Origin of the sequence: Flavobacterium frigidum, assembly GCF_048286735.1 — a bacterium.
In the GTDB taxonomy this organism is placed as follows: domain Bacteria; phylum Bacteroidota; class Bacteroidia; order Flavobacteriales; family Flavobacteriaceae; genus Flavobacterium.
In genome coordinates this window covers 1-18,174 of the sequence record NZ_JBLVPU010000025.1, presented here as the reverse complement: position 1 = coordinate 18,174, position 18,174 = coordinate 1, and the positions used below count along the sequence as shown (strand labels likewise).

Here is an 18,174-nt window from a genome sequence, read left to right as displayed (position 1 = left end):
TTAGTCTCACCCGCTTTTTTATTTAATTTAGCTTTATTCTTTATCGCTTGTTAGTCCAAAAAGATTTCCTTTAGAATAAGTTTTCATGTCTTTTTTTAGCAATTTGCTATTTCTTTTAGTCAATTCAGGAGTATCTAAACCACTCAAATCAGGTTTACCAGCATTTACCCAAGCCGTGTACCAAAAACTTGCGGTAACAGTTATGGCTTTTCGCATTTGCTTTTCAACCATTCCGTTCATATCTGCATGCAATTGTTTAGCATATTCATCGGAATAAAGGGTTCCTCCATATTTATTTTTCACAATTTCACCAGCGGCATCAGTAACAAATATTTTGTTTTCAGGTGTAGCGGTTCTTAATTTTTTATCAATTGCAAGTAATGGCTCTACTAAGCTGTGTGTATCAAAAATTAAATCCCAAGTAGCTTTCTCCACATTTTCTAAATAAACACCTTGTGGAACGTTGAATTTATAATCCTTTGCAAACAACTCTGGCAAACGACTTTCCCACAAAGAGTGAATTCCTTTTTGATTGGTGTTTTGACCATCATGATTGTCAGAAGTATGCAAAGGCATGTGACCATCTGCAATATAATGACCTAAATCACCCGCAATAAATAGTATTTCGTTTTTTCTTTTGTCTTTGAAAGCTTTAGTTAATTTCGCCATCAAATCTTGAATGTGCCAAGGCAAGATTCCATTTTTAGTTAAAAACTTTTCGTCATATTTTGCTTTAGCTTCTTCCATTGTTTTAGGAAAAGTTTCTACTGCACCATAATTTTCCATGTCAAAATAATGACGTGGTGGTTCCGCTTTATCATTGATTACATTTCTTCTCAAATCAGGAACGGTAGATTCTTGCGTGATGAAATCGATGTGATTGTAAAAAAAAGTCTGCAAAGGTTTTGGCAATGCCATAACAGCTGCTCTGTTGATACGTTCATGTCCTATTATCCCCCAAGAAACAAGAAAAAAGGTAATGCAAATTGCAGATAATGCAATAAATGTAGGCTTAACTCTAAAATTTTTCATTAAATTTATTTTTTTGAGCCACAAATATATTTCATTAAATCGTGATACGAAAAATTTAGCTTTAAGATTCTGTTAATTAAAAATGAAAACTTATAAATATGTTTAGACATCAAGGAAAAAACAGAACTTTTATTCACAATCTTCGCTTAGCCACTTTATTATCTTTTGTTGCTGGTATTGTAAATGTTACGGGAGTTTTATCGGTACAAACATTAACAACAAATATTACTGGACATTTTGCCTATTTTGCCGAAGAAATCATGAAGCGAGATTATGCAGCCGCAATACCCTTTTTTGTATTCACTGTCTTCTTTTTGTTTGGTGCTTTTACATCTAATTTTTTGGCAGAATTAATTTCGAGAAAACATCCTAATTTATCTCATGTGATTCCTATTGCACTAGAAATGATTGTTTTAATTGGGGTTGGGATTTTCGGAGTACAATCATCATTGTCTAGTTCAGAGGGGAAATGGATTGCTTTTGCGATGCTTTTTGCTATGGGAATACAAAACTCTTTGGTAACAAAAATTTCTCAATCTACCGTCCGTACAACCCATTTAACAGGGCTTTTTACTGATTTAGGAATAGAACTGTCGCAATTGTTCTTTTATAAAAAACCCGAAGAAAACAAAAAACTAAAAACCAGTATTTACCTCCGATTATCGATTATTATTTTCTTTTTTATTGGTTGTATTTCGGGTGGTTTTCTTTTTAATGTACTAAAAATGAAAACACTTTTTGTAGCTGCAACCTTTTTGTTGTTTGCCCTTTTGTATGATTATATCCGAGTGCAATTTTATGTGATCAAACGAAAAACCTTTCGTCAAAAAGACTATTTTAAATAAATAATCGAAATCAAAGTTGCAATTGCAATGAATGTCCAAAGCAAAACACCCTGTGCAAGCGTTTTAAATCCTACTGATTTCAAGACATTTCTATTTAGTCCAGCACCGATCAGAAACAAAGTTATTGTTAAACCTATCTTAGAAGCCGAAACCAAATGTGGGCCTAAAATCTCCATTTCTGGCCAATAAGTATTGGCAATCATCGCCAAAATAAACCATCCAATAAAGTATGGAATTTTTAGCTTCCCAGATTTATTCTTAAAAATAAATGCCGTAATCAATGCTATAGGAATAATCCATAAGGCACGGGCTAATTTTACGGTTGTTGCTATTTGCAGGGCTTCGGTGCCAAATTTACTCGCTGCTCCAACCACAGAACTCGTGTCATGAATAGCAATGGCACACCATAGTCCGAACTCTCTTTGAGATAAATCCAAATAATTACCCACTGCCGGAAATAAAAACAGCGCTACCGAATTCAGAATAAATATAACTCCTAAAGCTACAGAGGTTTGTTTTTCATTCGATTTGATTACCGGAGCAATAGCTGCGATTGCACTTCCCCCACAAATGGCAGTTCCACAAGAAATCAAGTGAGAAGTTTTCTTTTCAATGTTCAACCATTTGCCAATAAAAGTTCCTAAAATTAAAGTACTCAAAATAGAAACAATTGTAAATAAAAAACCATCCTTTCCAGCAGCTAAAGCACTATTTACATTCATTCCAAAACCCAATCCAACAACTGATATTTGCAATAAAACATTCGTTGCCTTATGATTGAGATGCATATAAGGATGCCCAAAAAGATTAGCAACAAGCAAACCTAAAACTAAAGCAATGGGTGGAGTCACAAAAGAGGATGCACATAAAAAAAGCAAAACACCAAAAATGAATTGCTGTAATTTGGTGTTTACTCTAAAAAAAATAAAAGATTCTTCTTGAATTGCTTTTTGATGCTTTTCCAATGTAACGTTGTTGAATTAGTACCGAACAAAGTTCATCAGATAAATCTATTTAAGCCAATCGTAAATTATAATCCGTTATAACTTTAAGTTATAATAATTAGAAATGTTTTGGATAAACAAATCTGACAATGAATCTCTTTTTCCTTGCAAAGTTATGATATAGAAAAAACGTTCGATTGTCAAATCTGTAATATCTAATATTGCCAATTCATTGTTTTGAAGTTCTTTTTGTATGGCATGAATCGATATAAAAGCCACACAATCAGAGTTCATTAAATAGGATTTTATACTTTCGGTGCTGCCTAATTGCATTTCAATCTGTAGTTCAGATACTTTAATATTAAATGGTTTTAATGCAAATTCAATAACTTCAAGTGTTCCAGAGCCTTGTTCTCGCATTAAAAAACGCATCTTTTTAAGCGCTTCTTGGGTAATCTCGTTTAGATTTACTAAAGGGTTGGAACTCTTACATACTAAAACTAATTCGTCTTTTAAAAATTCGGTATATTTAATAGATATATTTTTAGATTGTCCTTCGACAATTCCTATTTCAATTTCTTGCTGTACTAAAGCGTTTTCAATTTGTTCCGTATTTCCATTTAGTAAACTCACTTTTATGTCTTGCAGTTTTTGATGAAAACGGGCTAAAAGTGGCGGAATTATATACTGAGATATTGTCGTACTAGCACCTACTCGCAACAAACCAGAACGTTGACTGATTAAGGTATTCATATCAAAATCGATGTCACGATAGACTTCAAAAATATTTTTGGTGTGTTTCAACAATACGTCACCAGCAAGTGTCAATGTAATTTTAGAACCGTTTCTATTAAACAACTTGATTTTATAGTATTCTTCTAATTCCTGAATGTGCCTTGAAACTGCGGGCTGCGTTATAAATAATTCGTTAGACGCCTTTGTAAAGCTCAATCGATTGGCAACGGTATAAAATACTTTTAGTCTAAAGTCCATTTTGTATTTTATTAAAGTAAACCGTTGTATTTTCGAACAAACCATTCGGTTGCCAGAACGATCAAAATTAGAATCAATAACCAAATCCAATCAATCAAAGGCGTTTTAGTTATTACATTCTTCTGAATAGCTTTGTAATCCTCATTTTCTAAAAGTGATTTTATTAGCGCATCAACCTGATTTGGAAAATAAATTTTTCCTTGTGTTTGCGCAGCTAATTGAGTCAATTTCTCTACATCTGGATTAACGAATTGCTTTTCGATATCAAAAGCTAGGATTTCAAAACTACTGGAATAAGTAGTTTTCGAATTTAATTCTTTTACTGTAAACGCATAGGAACCTGCTTTAAGTCCTTCTAGATTAACTTTATAAGCATTATTTCCTTTTAATAAATCGTAATTTTTGGTTTGCTTGGTTTTAGTATTGGTTACAGCAATAGTCAAACGGGCCTTTTCATCAAACTCATAATTTTTATTAAAATATTGCGCTGTAATTTCAATAGCTTCCCCTGAATTGTAAAAGCTTTCGTGTTCTACCACTAGCGATTTTTTAGTAGTATTCGAAGCTAGAAACTGAATAATCTTATCTATGAAAGCATCATATTTTTCAAAAGATTGATTATTTATGTGAGTTTGCAATCTCCATTTCCAACTGTTTTCTCCTAAAAGATACGCATTTCGCTTGGCTTGATTTTCTGCAAAAGCCAATAATGGCGTATTCGTATCGATATTTCTAATTTTAGACGAAAGCAACATTGAAACAGAACCTTTTGTTGTAATCGTTCCAAAAGCATTTTGTAAAGGGGGTAAATTTTCAAACCCAATATTATCAATTGCAAACAAATTAAACTGTCCATTAAATACAGACAAATAATCTTCTTTTTGGCCACTCATTTTAAAGCTTAAATCATTTTGCTGTTGGTTCAAAAAATTAAAATCAGTATTGTTTCCAGTAATAATAAATGTATTAATTCCAGCACTTTTATTGGTATCAAAAATAGTTTTAAATTCAGTTGTTGGCTGGTATAAAATTAAAACATTATAATCTTGTAATGATTTGATTTCATTTGGTTTAAAAATAGTTACTTTACGCTGTACATTAGATTCAATAGCTCTTTTTAGTGCTCCTAAATCAGGATGATTTATAGTAGATATAATAGCAATATTTGTCTTTTGGTCTAGTACTTCAACAGCGAAATTTTTGGTATTGTTATAGGTGTTTTTTTCTTTTACCTTGGATGAAATAGTAGCTTTAAAAACCTGTACTCCTATTTTATCAGCCGGTAAAACTACCTGTACAGTTGCCGTTTTTTTTGATGGTGAAAAGGTAATTGATTGTTTACTTAAAACCGAATTCCCCTGAGATATTATAAAATCAGCCGTTGTGTTTTTAGTTCCCGAATAGTGTAAAAAGGCTTCTACCGGAAATTTATTCTTGTAAAAAGCGTATTTGTTTACGTTCAGCTGATTTATTTTTAAATCAAAAAAAGTTGTTGTATCGCCTACAATTACAGGATATACTTTATTTATTGCATCAAAACTGTATACATAATCATTTCCCGAAGTTTGATTCCCATCTGAAATTAAAACTGTTGGATAGTTTGTGTTCTTATAGATACTTTTTAAATTTTTGGCAACAACATCTATATTAGTTTGAGTTCCTTTAAAATTAAATTTTTCTGCGGGTTCAAAATCATCAGAGAATTGATACGTTTGCACGTCAAATTTATCTTGTAAATCTGAATTTGATTTTATTTTTTTATGTAATTCCAGTACATTTTCATTGGCTTTGAGAAACGCAATAGAACTTGAATTGTCTACAATTATAGGCAAAGGTGTTTTTACAGTTTCTAGTGTGTTTTTGGTCAGTATTGGATTTATTAACAACAATAAAATGCCAAAAATGGATAAAAAACGTAAAAAAGCCAAAAACCAACCGACTTTCGATTTGTTTTTGGCCTTGTAAATGTATTGAAAATACGACAAACCGCCTGCTATTAATACAGAAATAAATAATAATAGTAAAGTGTTTGTTGTCATTCTTATTTTATTTTAAATGATGAATTATAAATTTTAAATTATTCATCATTTAAAATTCATCATTTATAATTTATAATTATTTTAAGTAAGCATTCCACCACACACATTCATCACTTGTCCGGTTACATACGCACTCATATCCGATGCAAAAAACAAACAAGCATTAGCCACATCTTCAGTGGTTCCACCACGTTTTAATGGAATTCCCTCTCTCCATCCTTTTACCACATCTTCGTTTAATTTTGCTGTCATTTCCGTTTCTATAAATCCTGGCGCAATTACATTACAACGAATATTACGAGATCCTAATTCTAAAGCTACAGATTTAGAAAAACCAATAACGCCCGCTTTTGAAGCAGCATAATTCGTTTGTCCAGCATTTCCTTTTACTCCTACAACAGAACTCATATTGATGATAGAACCCGAACGTTGCTTTAAAAACGTACGCTGAATGGCTTTAGTCATATTAAAAACCGACTTTAGATTTACATCCATGACGTTGTCAAAATCTTCTTCAGACATGCGCATCAACAAGTTATCTTTAGTAATTCCGGCGTTATTGATAAGTATATCAACAGTTCCAAATTCAGCTAAAACGGCATCTACAAAAGTTTGTGCTTCATTAAAATCAGCAGCATTAGATTGATATCCTTTAGCTTTAATACCTAAAGCATTCAATTCTTTTTCTAAAGCTTCCGCAGATTCTACTGATGAACTGTATGTAAAAGCAACATTTGCACCATGTTGAGCAAAAACTTCTGCAATTCCTTTTCCTATTCCACGACTTGCACCAGTAATAATGGCAACCTTTCCTTCTAGTAATTTCATATTCAAAAATTAGTTTATTTTTTATTTGAAGCTATTCCTGCTATCCATTACAATCTTTTCTATTTTTAAAGAAAAAATAGAAAAGGATTTTCATTGCTATCAGGGCTATAAGCGACTTGCCAAATATATACTATTTCCTTTTTTAAAAAAAATTTCACTTTCATTAAGCGTCATAAAATAACTTTATACATGAAAATAACGCCCTACTAGCTTATCCCAAAACGAACTGTAAATGGCAATCAGGGTAAAAACAAACAAAAACAAATGATACCAAGCATTACCAATCAAGTCAAAGAAATTCAATTTACCATTAGCGTAACTTAATATCAGTAATACTTGCGCTCCATAAGGTAGAACGCCTTGTATAACGCAAGAAAAAATATCTAAAATTGTGGCTGTTTTTCTTGGGTTAAGGTCATATTCATCATTAATTTCTTTGGCAATTGGTCCTGTGATTACAATAGAAACCGTATTATTAGCAATAGCTAAATTAGCAAAACCCACTAAGGTACCAATTCCTAGTTGAGCTGATTTTTTACTTTTGATTAATTTTTTAATTTGTACCAGTAAATACGTGATTCCTCCCGCCTTTTCTACTAATGCGGCTAAACCACCTGTAAGCATAGAAAGTAAAAAAATATCAGTCATGCTTGTAAATCCCTCATAACACTTTTGAGTAAATTCCATTATAGTAAATAAACCGCCCAGATAACCAATTATCCCTGCTAAAAGTGTTCCTATAATTAAAGTATAAAAAACGTTGATACCCACCACCGCTAGAACGATTACAACAATATAGGGCACAATTGCAATCCATGAAAAATCAGTTCTTGCAATAGCTACAGCAACAATATCAGAATTTAATCCTAAATAGAAAAATACTAAAATAGTTAATAGTGCCGCTGGAAAAGCAATAAACAAATTGATCTTAAATTTATCTTTCAAATCACATCCCAGCGATTGTGTGGCTGCAATCGTCGTATCTGAAATCATCGATAAATTATCCCCTAGCATAGACCCGCCTAATAAAGCTCCTGAAATTAAGGGCAAAGAGGCTCCGCTTTTATCTGCAAGCGAAACTGCGATAGGTCCAATAGCAACAATGGCTCCAACTGATGTTCCCGTAGCAGTAGATAAAAAGGAAGCGATCAAGAAAATCCCCAACGGAAAGTAAGCAACATCGATTGTATTGATGCCAAGGTTCACTACCGCATCAACACCGCCCATTGCTTTGCTTACCACTGCAAACGAACCAACTAATAAATAAATCAAACACATAGTTATGATTTTACTATCACCACAACCAGCAATTAGAGTATCAATTTTCTCGTTTGTAGATGATTTATACAATAAAAATGCAGCTATTATTCCAATTAGAACTGCTACGGGCGAAGGAAAAGCATAAAAATCATTCAAAATGATTCCAGCTCCTAAAAACGTAAAAATAAAAACAAATAGCGGAATCAATGCAAAAGGATTCCCAGATTCTTTAGTAAATTTTGTCATAAAAATAATTTTAAATTAAGTGTTATGACGAAAAACAAACCTGTAGATGGTAATGTAAACAACATTTTTTCCAAAAGATATGGCTTATCGTTTTAGCACCTTGCTTGTTGTTGCAGGTTGCTATCCAATTGAAGGATTCGTGATAACGGGTGCAAAAGTAATTAATTATTTACGAATAAATCAAATAAATATATTAAAAATAAGAATAACTAAAAAAAAACGCTACCAAAACTGATAGCGTTAATATATAAAATATTGAAAAACAGTAACTAACTACTTAGAAAGCTACATTCCACCTTGGTAATCTTCCATTTTCATCAAGGAAGTTTTGTAAAACTTGTCCTTCTGCAAATGTTGGGATTACTTTAGTTTTATCATTGAATGTCTCATACCAAACTACTTCAAGGGTACTAATATCCTCTATTTTCATTTGTGCTGGCCAAGAATATTTTCTTCCCGTTTTCGCAAATTGGTGTCCTTCTACGATTTTATCCCTCAGTCCACCATTTTTAATTTTCAAAGTTCCATTATTTTGAACAGTTCCAGTAGAACCAACCATAATTAGCTCTTTTTCATCACCTACTGAATACACTAAAAATACTCCAGAACCTTCTGATGCGTTGCAAACTTCTGATAAACTATCTTCTGCAGTAAATGAAAACTGATTGGTAACTTTGAATTTTTTTAACTCTTTGTACATATTATTTTATTTTTATTTGAATTGGCTGCCACAAAAAAATACCCCACAAAATCGTGAGGTTCATTAGAAACCATTCGTTTGTATTTGTTTTATTAGGATCACAACTAAAAAAACAGCTGTATTTAATAAAGTGCAAAGGTATTTTTTTTAATTCTATTTATCATAAAAAAGCCTCACAAATTGTGAGGCTTTAATACTATTTAGAAAAAGCTTAGATTATCCTAAAACTTCTTTTACTTTTTTACCAATTTCAGCTGGAGAATCCACTACGTGAATCCCACAAGCTCTCATGATTTCTTTTTTAGCTTCGGCTGTGTCGTCAGATCCACCAACGATTGCACCTGCATGCCCCATGGTACGCCCTGGAGGAGCAGTAACTCCGGCGATGAAACCTACAACTGGCTTACGGTTTCCATCCGCTTTAATCCAATGAGCAGCATCAGCTTCTAATTGTCCGCCTATTTCACCTATCATTACAATACATTCCGTTTCTGGATCATTCATCAACAATTCAACAGCCTCTTTTGTTGTTGTTCCAATAATTGGGTCTCCACCAATTCCAATTGCTGTAGTGATTCCTAATCCTTGTTTCACCACTTGGTCAGCTGCTTCGTACGTTAATGTTCCTGATTTAGAAACAATCCCTACAGTTCCTTTTTTGAAAACAAAACCTGGCATGATACCAACTTTCGCTTCACCTGGAGTAATGATTCCCGGACAGTTTGGACCTATTAAACGTGCATTTCTTTCTTTAACATAACTATTTGCTTTTATCATGTCAGCAACAGGAATTCCTTCAGTAATTGCAATAATTACTTTAATTCCAGCATCTGCAGCTTCCATAATGGCATCCGCAGCAAAAGCAGGTGGAACAAAAATGATAGTTGTATCAGCTCCTGCTTGTTCTACAGCATCTTTTACAGTATTAAAAACGGGTCTATCTAAGTGAGTAGTCCCCCCTTTTCCTGGAGTTACACCACCAACAACGTTAGTTCCGTACTCAATCATTTGAGAAGCATGGAAAGTTCCTTCGCTTCCTGTAAAACCTTGAACAATTATTTTGGAATCTTTATTAACTAAAACACTCATGATATATTTTTTAGGTAGTTTTTAAAATTGTTTTGCAAAAGTATAAAATAGTAATCAGTAATCCGTATTCAGTATTCAGTTTTTTAATACTAAATTAGGATAATTGACTCATTTGATACCCTCGAAATAGTTTGTTGTCTTTTATTTCCCAAATCACCATAAAGTGAGCCAATAACATTTCTTCTCGCGGATTCTCAATCGTTTTTACAAAATGAGAATATCGTACCGAAATACGATCATTTTCACTAACAATATGACTTATTCTAACTTTGGAACGCACGTACGCTTTGCTTAAATCATTGGAAAGATTTAATAAAGAATCATAATTCAATTGAATCAATCCTTTACTACTATTCCAGTCCACGACTACTTCAGGATGCAAAAAATCCTTAATGATTTCACTATCAATTAGAGCATCTGATTTGTAAAATTTCTGAACGATTTCTTTAGCAGACATATTACTTTAATTTGTTTAAAATTTCTGGTATTTTCTTAATATTAGCTAGTTGTTTCAGTTTTTCTCTCGATTCTTCAATTGGAGTTCCAAAATAAGACTTTCCACCCTCTACTGATTTTGTAACTCCCGTTTGACCAAGAATAACTGCCTTTGCTCCTATCTTTATCCCACTTGTGGTTCCTACTTGTCCCCAAATGGTTACTTCGTCTTCAATAATGACACAACCTGCGATTCCTGTTTGTGAAGCTATCAAACATTTTTTTCCAATAACTGTATCGTGACCTACATGTACTTGATTATCAATTTTGGTACCCTCACCAATCGTTGTATCACCGGTTACACCTTTGTCAATTGTACAAAGGGCTCCTATTCCCACATTATCTTTTATAACAACTCTTCCACCAGAAAGTAATTGGTCATATCCTTCAGCGCGTTTTTTGTAATAAAAGGCATCAGCACCTAAAATTGTTCCAGCATGAATGATCACATTATCACCAATAATGGTATGATCATAAATGGAAACATTGGAATGAATCAAACAATTTTTACCAATCATCACATGATTTCCAATAAATGTATTTGGCTGTATTACAGTTCCTTCGCCTATTGAAGCTGAAGTAGCTATTGAAACATTCGAGAATTGAAATGGCTTGAAATAATTTGTCAATTTATTAAAATCTCTAAAAGGATCTTCAGAAATCAACAATGCTTTCCCTTCGGGACAAGCTACATTTTTGTTGATTAAAACAATAGTTGCCGCTGAGTTTAATGCTTTGTCATAATACTTGGGATGATCAACAAAAACAATATCTCCAGTTTCTACGACATGAATCTCATTCATTCCCGTAATAGGAAAATCAGTATCACCAACATATTCACAGTTGATAATAGTAGCAATTTGTTTTAAAGTATACGCTTTTGGGAATTTCATAAATATAACTAGAAAAATAAGAAATGTATAAAATAAAAAATGTGATAATGATTTAAATTAACACATTTTCTATTTATCAAATAATTTACTCCTTAACACGCTCCATGTAGGAACCTGATGCAGTATCAATTTTAATTTTATCACCTTCGTTAATAAACAAAGGCACATTTACAGTTGCTCCAGTTTCAACAGTTGCCGATTTAGTTGCATTTGTAGCTGTATTCCCTTTGACACCAGGCTCTGCATAAGTCACTTCAAGAATAACAGATGCTGGCATATCTACAGAAAGCGGTAAATCAGTCTCTGTATTGATACTGACCATTACATTTTCTCCTTCTTTCAATAAATCTGGTGAATCCAAGATGTTTTTGTTCAAAGTTATTTGTTCGAAAGTCTCGGTATTCATAAAATGAAACTCATTCCCTTCTGGATATAAAAACTGAAATTTATGATTTTCTACTCTAACTTCTTCGATTTTATGCCCTGCAGAAAAAGTGTTGTCCAATACTTTTCCGTTAGTCAAACTTCTAAGTTTTGTTCTAACAAAAGCAGGACCTTTCCCTGGTTTAACGTGAAGAAATTCAATGATTTTGTAAATATCGTTGTTGTATTTAATACACAATCCGTTTTTAATATCTGATGTAGATGCCATTATGATGTTTGTTTATTTTCTCCACTCCGGTCCTCCCTGAAGGGGAGTGAGCTAAGACTGGAAATTAGTTATTTATTTATTTTTATTATTATTATATTTAACATTTTATACTACATTATATTTTTTTACAATATAGTCACGTTTACACTCCCTTCGGGGAGGGCTGGGGTGGGGATTAATAGTTCCCAGAATATCCTTTCATCACTCCACGCGATGAATTTCTAATAAAATCGATGATTTCATCTCTTTCGGGTGTCGCTTCCATTTCAGCTTCGATGATTCCTAAAGCTTGAGTGGTATTGTAATTTTTTTGATATAATATTCTATAGATATCCTGAATCTCTCTAATTTTTTCAGTTGTGAAACCGCGTCTTCTTAAACCAACAGAATTTATTCCAACATAGGACAATGGTTCTTTTGCTGCTTTTGTAAATGGCGGAACATCTTTTCGTACCAAAGATCCACCAGAAATCATCGCGTGATCGCCAATATGAATAAATTGATGAATGGCTGCTAAACCCCCAATAACTGCATATTTACCCACAGTAACATGTCCTGCGAGCGCTACTCCATTCACAATTATTGCATTATCACCAATGTGGCAATCGTGAGCAATATGTGCGGTTGCCATTACCAAGCAATTTTTACCCAAAGTTGTTTGGCCAGAGGCAATTGTTCCCCTATTGATGGTCACGCACTCACGTATTGTACAATTGTCACCAATTATTGCTAAAGAATCTTCTCCACCAAATTTTAAATCCTGAGGAACGGCTGAAATAACTGCACCAGGGAATATATTACAATTTTTTCCTATTCTTGCGCCTTCCATTATGGTTACATTTGAACCAATCCAAGTTCCATCACCAATGATAACATTGTTATGAATAGTTGTAAAAGGCTCAATGACAACATTTTTAGCAATTTTGGCGCCTGGATGCACATAGGCTAGTGGTTGATTCATATAATTTATTTAATCGTTTAACTGTATCATCGATTAACCGAATAAACGATTAATCAAATCAACAAAAAAATTATTGTTTTTTTGCAATTTGTGCCATTAATTCTGCCTCAGCAACTAGTTTTCCATTGGCGTAAGCATTGGCTTGCATGTGACAAATTCCTCGTCTTATTGGTGTAATTAAATCACACTTAAATATTAAAGTATCTCCTGGTAAAACTTTATGTTTGAACTTAACATTATCTATTTTCATAAAATAAGTTAAATAATTTTCTGGATCTGGAACTGTACTTAATACAAGAATTCCACCTGTTTGTGCCATTGCTTCTACAATTAAGACCCCTGGCATTACTGGAGCTTCAGGAAAATGTCCGACAAAGAAATTCTCATTCATGGTAACATTTTTCATTCCAACGACATGACTTTCTGACATTTCGATGATTCTGTCAATCAATAAAAACGGAGGTCTGTGCGGAAGAACAGCCATGATTTTATGAATATCCATCAACGGCTCTAAATGCAAATCATAAACAGGAACATAGTTTCGTTGTTCTATTTTGATGATTTTAGCCATTTTTTTTGCAAACTGTGTATTTACAAAATGTCCTGGTTTATTAGCAATTACTTTTCCTTGAATTCTTGTTCCAATTAAAGCTAAATCACCTACTACGTCTAATAATTTATGTCTTGCAGCTTCGTTTGGGTAATGCAACGTAAGGTTGTCTAAAATACCGTTTGGTTTTACAGTAATTTCATCTTTTCCAAAAGCTACTTTTAAACTCTCCATTGTAGCAGCAGAAATCTCTTTGTCTACATAGACTATAGCATTGTTTAAATCACCACCTTTTATCAAACCATTTTCTAATAATGATTCTAATTCATGTAAAAAACTAAAGGTTCTAGACTCTGATATTTCGGTTTTAAAATCAGAAATACTTTTCATCGTTGCATTTTGCGTACCTAGTATTTTAGTACCAAAATCTACCATTGCAGTTACTGAATAATGATCGTTTGGCATGACTAAGATCTCACTTCCTGAAGCTTCATCTGTGAATGAAATAACTTCTTTCACCACGTAAATATTTCTTTTGGCATTTTGCTCTTCGATTTCAGCTTTTTCAAGAGCTTCAACAAAATATTTGGATGAACCATCCATAATAGGAAGTTCAGAAGCATTCAATTCTATGATTACATTATCTAAATCACAACCAATAAGTGCTGCCAAAACATGTTCTGGAGTTTGAATTTTCACTCCTAGTTTTTCTAGATTGGTCCCTCTTTGCGTATTAACCACATAATTAGCATCTGCTTCAATAATAGGTTGTCCTTCAAGATCAACTCGAACAAAAGTAAAACCATTATTTACTGGAGCAGGTTTAAAAGTCATTTTTACTTCTTTTCCTGTATGCAATCCGACCCCAGTAAGCGAAATTTCTGTTTTGATGGTCTTTTGTTTAACCATTGTTTCCATTTTTTTGGTTTAATATTTGTTTTTTTAATTCTTCTATTTCTGCAACAATTTTAGGCAAATTCTTAAAATGAACGTATGATTTGCTAAAATCATTGTATCCAAATGTAGGGCTCCCCTGCACTATTTCATTATCTTTTATATTTCGTCCCACACCAGATTGTGCCTGAATTCGAACATTATTCCCGATGGTTAAATGTCCAGAAATTCCAACTTGCCCACCAATTAAGCCGTTTTTACCGATTTTTGTTGAACCTGCAACTCCAGTTTGAGCTGCAATAACTGTGTTTTCTCCAATTTCGACATTATGAGCAATCTGGATTTGGTTGTCGAGCTTTACTCCTTTTCTGATAATTGTAGAACCCATTGTTGCTCTATCAATTGTCGTACAAGAACCGATATCTACATTATCTTCAATTATTACATTTCCTATTTGTGGTATTTTAGTGTACGTTCCATCAGGATTTGGTGCAAAACCAAAGCCATCTGAACCGATAATAGCCCCAGAATGAATCGTGCAATTGTTACCTATTATAGTCTCTGAGTAAATTTTTGCTCCAGCAAACAACAATGCATTTTCGCCAATGACTACATTATCTCCAATAAAACAATTAGGGTATATTTTTACATTGTCACCCAAGATAACGTTATTACCTACATAGCTAAAACTCCCAAGGTATAAATTATCTCCATATTTTGCACTTTTCGAAAGAAAAGAAGGTTGCTCTATTCCGCTTTTATTTAATTTTACTTGATTGTAAAACTCCAATAATTTAGAAAATGCCGTATAAGCATCTTGCACTTTTATCAAAGTAGTCGTCAAAGGCAATTCAGGTTCAAAAGTCTCATTTACAATGGTTACCGAAGCTTTTGTTGAATAAATATAATTTAAGTATTTAGGGTTTGATAAAAAAGTAAGTGAGCCATCTGTACCTTCTTCAATTTTTGACAATCTAAAAACTTCTGCCATGGGATTCCCAATAACTTCACCTTCTAAAATCCCTGCTATTTGTTCTGCTGTAAATTTCATTGTGACAAAAATATAAAAAATAGATTTTAAATGGTGTTTTTATAACAGTTGTTTTGGGAAACAGATGTAATACTTGGTCACCAATTTGGATAATGATTTTAAATTCAGCTGATCAGAGGATTCTATTACATCTTCTATCGTGCAGTCTTTTTTCAAAATCCGTATGGGTTCCGCCTCTTTGCTGTAGGCTTGATTTTTTATTTTTCCTTTAAATATAAAATAATTCGTTTCTAGTAAGGAAATATTATTTTCTAATGCGAAACGCTCTTTCAAGGGCTGTAATTCCTCTATTGCTACTTTTTCACTGGTAAGCTTTATTTTTAATAAATCGCGATTGACAATCATTTTACTTAATGATGACAAAATAAAATCATCCTGTTTTTGCCATGATTTTAATGCTCCAATGATATCAAAATCATCTAATTGAGCAAATAAATCTAGAGTTTCAGCATCAAAAGTATCGATGGTAACTTTGTTTTGCAAGAAAAACAATAAAGGTTCACTGCAAGGAAGTGGAACTCCTTTTAATGTTAATTCTTTGGCGCGTTTTAGGATTTTCATCAAAATTAACTCTGCCACTAAACTCGTTTTGTGTAAATAGGCTTGCCAATACATCAAGCGTCGAGACATTAAGAATTTTTCTACGGAGTAAATTCCTTTTTCTTCAATGACCAGATAGTCATCAACCACATTCATCATTTGAATCAGTCGCTCCGAGTTGACATTACCTTCAGCCACACCAGAGTAAAAACTATCCCGCTTCAAATAATCCATTCTATCCATATCCAATTGACTTGAAATCAACTGCAACATGAATTTTCTGTTGTATTCTCCTTTAAAAACCTGAATCGCTAAACTTAACTTTCCGTCAAATTCAACATTCAATTGGTTCATAAACAACAATGAAATTTCTTCATGATGCACATCTTCAACAATGCTTTTTTCCATGGCATGTGAAAAAGGTCCATGCCCGATATCATGCAATAAAATAGCAATATATAAAGCGTTTTCTTCTTCTATAGACAATAAAACTCCTTTAAAACGCAATACGTCAACTGCTTTTTGCATCAAATGCATGCACCCTAAAGCGTGATGAAAACGAGTATGATTGGCACCTGGATACACTAAATAGGACAACCCCATTTGAGAAATTCTGCGCAAACGTTGAAAGTACGGATGCTGAATTAAATCGTAGATTAATGCATTAGGAATGGTAATAAACCCGTAAATTGGATCATTAAATATTTTAAGCTTATTAATTTGACTCACAATACGTTATTTTTTTAAGGTCAACAAATATAAGTAAATTCCATTTCAAAAATAGAAACGTACCAAATTGCCTTAATTTACTATCCAATAAAAGTTAACAAATAGCCCATTAATGAACCACCCAATACTAGAATAGCACTGTTTATTTTTTTATAATTAAAAGCCACCGTAAAACTGATCATAGCAATTAAAATGGTTCGCCAATCTGCTATTACAGCGTAACTCATCTGAAAACAGATCGCAATAATTAACGCTACCGAAGCTACATTTACTGCATCTAGAAATGTAGAAAACGGAACTGAATTCCTCATTTTTTTTACCAACGGATTTAATAAGGCAACAAATAAAAATGAAGGCAAAAATATTCCAATTGTTGACACAATTGCTCCCAAAACGCCGTTTAATTGATAACCAATAAAAGTGACCGATGAAAAAACAGGTCCTGGCGTAAACTGCCCTACCGCAATCGCATCTATTAAAGTAGCTCTAGATAATAAGCCTTTCGCAACAAGTTCTGCATCTAAGAATGCAAATAATACATAACCACTTCCGTATAGTATGGCGCCAATCTTCAAAAACACCAAAAACAAATTCAAATTGGTAACCGTGGCAACCGTTGTTTTAGAAAATTGAAATAACAATAATGGTAAAAAAGTGAGACTATAGACATTATTTTTTCTAATAGTTGCAGTTAGTACAGCAAAAATACCTGCACCAAATAAAATATAAATTTGATTGAAATTTAAAAGTGCCAAAATTAATGCGATCAATCCCAATATTTTTAATTCAACTGTTTTTAGGGACTTCGTAGCTAGCGGTAAAATGGCCATGATTATTATAGCAATAATTGCGGGCTGAATGCCATACAAAAGAGGTTTAATTTCTGGAAGTTGCCCGTATTCTTTGTACAACCAAGCAAAACATCCAGTTATTAAAACCGCAGGCAAAATAAAACACATGCCAGCCACAATTAATCCTTTCCATCCTGCTCTTTCCTGACCAATATGAATCGCCATTTCAGTACTATTTGGTCCCGGAATTAAATTAGTAGCACCCACTAAATCTAAAAAATGCTGTTCGCTCATCCATTTTTTCCTAACAACAACTTCGTTCTGCATCATCGCAATATGTACAGCAGGACCACCAAAACCTATTATTCCTAGTTTTAAAAATAATTCAGCAAGCTCTTTTAAAGTACTTTTTTCATTCATTCCAGTTTATTTTGGTTCAGTTATTATAAAATCATCAAACAACTACATATAACCTATTAATTACAGCGTTAAAAATAATAAATAGTTTCTTGATCAAAGTTCCTTGTATGCTGTACCCATTTTTCAGACAGAAATCTCAACGATTTAAGATAGGTTTTTAGTTTTATATTCTATTATCTTGGTTAAAATCGGAGATAACTTTTGGCTATTTTAAGAAGCCAA

17 protein-coding genes and 1 riboswitch are annotated in these 18,174 nt (G+C 33.0%); of the genes, 1 reads left to right on the top strand and 16 read right to left on the bottom strand.

All coding sequences use genetic code 11. The annotated features are described in order from the left end of the window. Positions 1-33: 33 nt before the first annotated feature. Positions 34-1,032 (bottom strand): zinc dependent phospholipase C family protein, encoded by a 999-nt coding sequence (locus ACNQGO_RS13470; RefSeq protein WP_417969671.1) that lies wholly within the window; start codon positions 1,030-1,032, stop codon positions 34-36. A gap of 98 nt (positions 1,033-1,130) precedes the next feature. Here ACNQGO_RS13470 and ACNQGO_RS13465 point away from each other — a divergent pair, with 98 nt between their 5' ends. Further along, positions 1,131-1,877 (top strand): YoaK family protein, encoded by a 747-nt coding sequence (locus ACNQGO_RS13465; RefSeq protein WP_417969669.1) that lies wholly within the window; start codon positions 1,131-1,133, stop codon positions 1,875-1,877. Here the strand turns inward: ACNQGO_RS13465 and ACNQGO_RS13460 are convergent. The 15 genes from ACNQGO_RS13460 to chrA all read right to left on the bottom strand — a co-directional run bounded on the left by ACNQGO_RS13460 (position 1,865) and on the right by chrA (position 17,952). Next, entirely contained in the window at positions 1,865-2,803 is a 939-nt protein-coding gene (locus tag ACNQGO_RS13460; protein ID WP_417969730.1) for a YeiH family protein, read from the bottom strand. The genes ACNQGO_RS13465 and ACNQGO_RS13460 overlap by 13 nt on opposite strands. A 114-nt stretch (positions 2,804-2,917) precedes the next feature. Next, positions 2,918-3,814: a LysR substrate-binding domain-containing protein gene (locus ACNQGO_RS13455; RefSeq protein ID WP_417985579.1), complete on the bottom strand. Its 897-nt coding sequence runs from the start codon at positions 3,812-3,814 to the stop codon at positions 2,918-2,920. An 11-nt stretch (positions 3,815-3,825) separates the two neighbouring features. After that, positions 3,826-5,853, bottom strand: a complete 2,028-nt coding sequence (locus tag ACNQGO_RS13450; protein WP_417985578.1) for a hypothetical protein — start codon at positions 5,851-5,853, stop codon at positions 3,826-3,828. An 81-nt stretch (positions 5,854-5,934) separates the two neighbouring features. After that, positions 5,935-6,681: a 3-oxoacyl-[acyl-carrier-protein] reductase gene (gene fabG / locus ACNQGO_RS13445; RefSeq protein WP_417943861.1), complete on the bottom strand. Its 747-nt coding sequence runs from the start codon at positions 6,679-6,681 to the stop codon at positions 5,935-5,937. Positions 6,682-6,864: 183 nt separating this feature from the next. Continuing rightward, positions 6,865-8,187, bottom strand: a complete 1,323-nt coding sequence (locus ACNQGO_RS13440) for a Na+/H+ antiporter NhaC family protein (protein WP_417985577.1) — start codon at positions 8,185-8,187, stop codon at positions 6,865-6,867. 54 nt (positions 8,188-8,241) lie between these two features. Beyond that, a riboswitch (SAM-I-IV-variant riboswitch) is annotated at positions 8,242-8,338 on the bottom strand. A 126-nt stretch (positions 8,339-8,464) separates the two neighbouring features. Next, complete coding sequence (locus ACNQGO_RS13435) at positions 8,465-8,887, bottom strand: hypothetical protein (protein WP_417985576.1); 423 nt, start codon at positions 8,885-8,887, stop codon at positions 8,465-8,467. 216 nt (positions 8,888-9,103) lie between these two features. Beyond that, complete coding sequence (gene sucD, locus ACNQGO_RS13430; protein ID WP_309759920.1) at positions 9,104-9,976, bottom strand: succinate--CoA ligase subunit alpha; 873 nt, start codon at positions 9,974-9,976, stop codon at positions 9,104-9,106. A 94-nt stretch (positions 9,977-10,070) separates the two neighbouring features. Beyond that, the gene (locus tag ACNQGO_RS13425) at positions 10,071-10,433 is read right to left on the bottom strand and encodes a nuclear transport factor 2 family protein (RefSeq protein WP_417985575.1); all 363 of its coding nucleotides are present in this window, start codon (positions 10,431-10,433) and stop codon (positions 10,071-10,073) included. Position 10,434: 1 nt separating this feature from the next. After that, positions 10,435-11,364 carry a UDP-3-O-(3-hydroxymyristoyl)glucosamine N-acyltransferase gene (locus ACNQGO_RS13420; RefSeq protein WP_417985574.1) on the bottom strand — a complete coding sequence of 310 codons (930 nt, stop codon included), beginning with the start codon at positions 11,362-11,364 and terminating at the stop codon, positions 10,435-10,437. A gap of 85 nt (positions 11,365-11,449) precedes the next feature. Beyond that, positions 11,450-12,016, bottom strand: a complete 567-nt coding sequence (gene efp / locus ACNQGO_RS13415) for an elongation factor P (protein WP_417985573.1) — start codon at positions 12,014-12,016, stop codon at positions 11,450-11,452. Between the two features lie 175 nt (positions 12,017-12,191). After that, positions 12,192-12,977, bottom strand: a complete 786-nt coding sequence (gene lpxA / locus ACNQGO_RS13410; RefSeq protein ID WP_309759912.1) for an acyl-ACP--UDP-N-acetylglucosamine O-acyltransferase — start codon at positions 12,975-12,977, stop codon at positions 12,192-12,194. A gap of 70 nt (positions 12,978-13,047) precedes the next feature. Next, the gene (locus ACNQGO_RS13405) at positions 13,048-14,436 is read right to left on the bottom strand and encodes a bifunctional UDP-3-O-[3-hydroxymyristoyl] N-acetylglucosamine deacetylase/3-hydroxyacyl-ACP dehydratase (RefSeq protein WP_417985600.1); all 1,389 of its coding nucleotides are present in this window, start codon (positions 14,434-14,436) and stop codon (positions 13,048-13,050) included. Continuing rightward, positions 14,429-15,472, bottom strand: a complete 1,044-nt coding sequence (gene lpxD, locus ACNQGO_RS13400; RefSeq protein WP_417985572.1) for a UDP-3-O-(3-hydroxymyristoyl)glucosamine N-acyltransferase — start codon at positions 15,470-15,472, stop codon at positions 14,429-14,431. The genes ACNQGO_RS13405 and lpxD overlap by 8 nt, the downstream gene beginning before the upstream one ends. Before the next feature lie 39 nt (positions 15,473-15,511). Next, a complete protein-coding gene (locus tag ACNQGO_RS13395; RefSeq protein WP_417985571.1) occupies positions 15,512-16,741 on the bottom strand; it encodes an HD domain-containing protein in 1,230 nt (409 codons plus the stop codon). An 80-nt stretch (positions 16,742-16,821) separates the two neighbouring features. Then, positions 16,822-17,952 carry a chromate efflux transporter gene (gene chrA / locus ACNQGO_RS13390; RefSeq protein WP_417985570.1) on the bottom strand — a complete coding sequence of 377 codons (1,131 nt, stop codon included), beginning with the start codon at positions 17,950-17,952 and terminating at the stop codon, positions 16,822-16,824. Between the last annotated feature and the right edge of the window lie 222 nt (positions 17,953-18,174).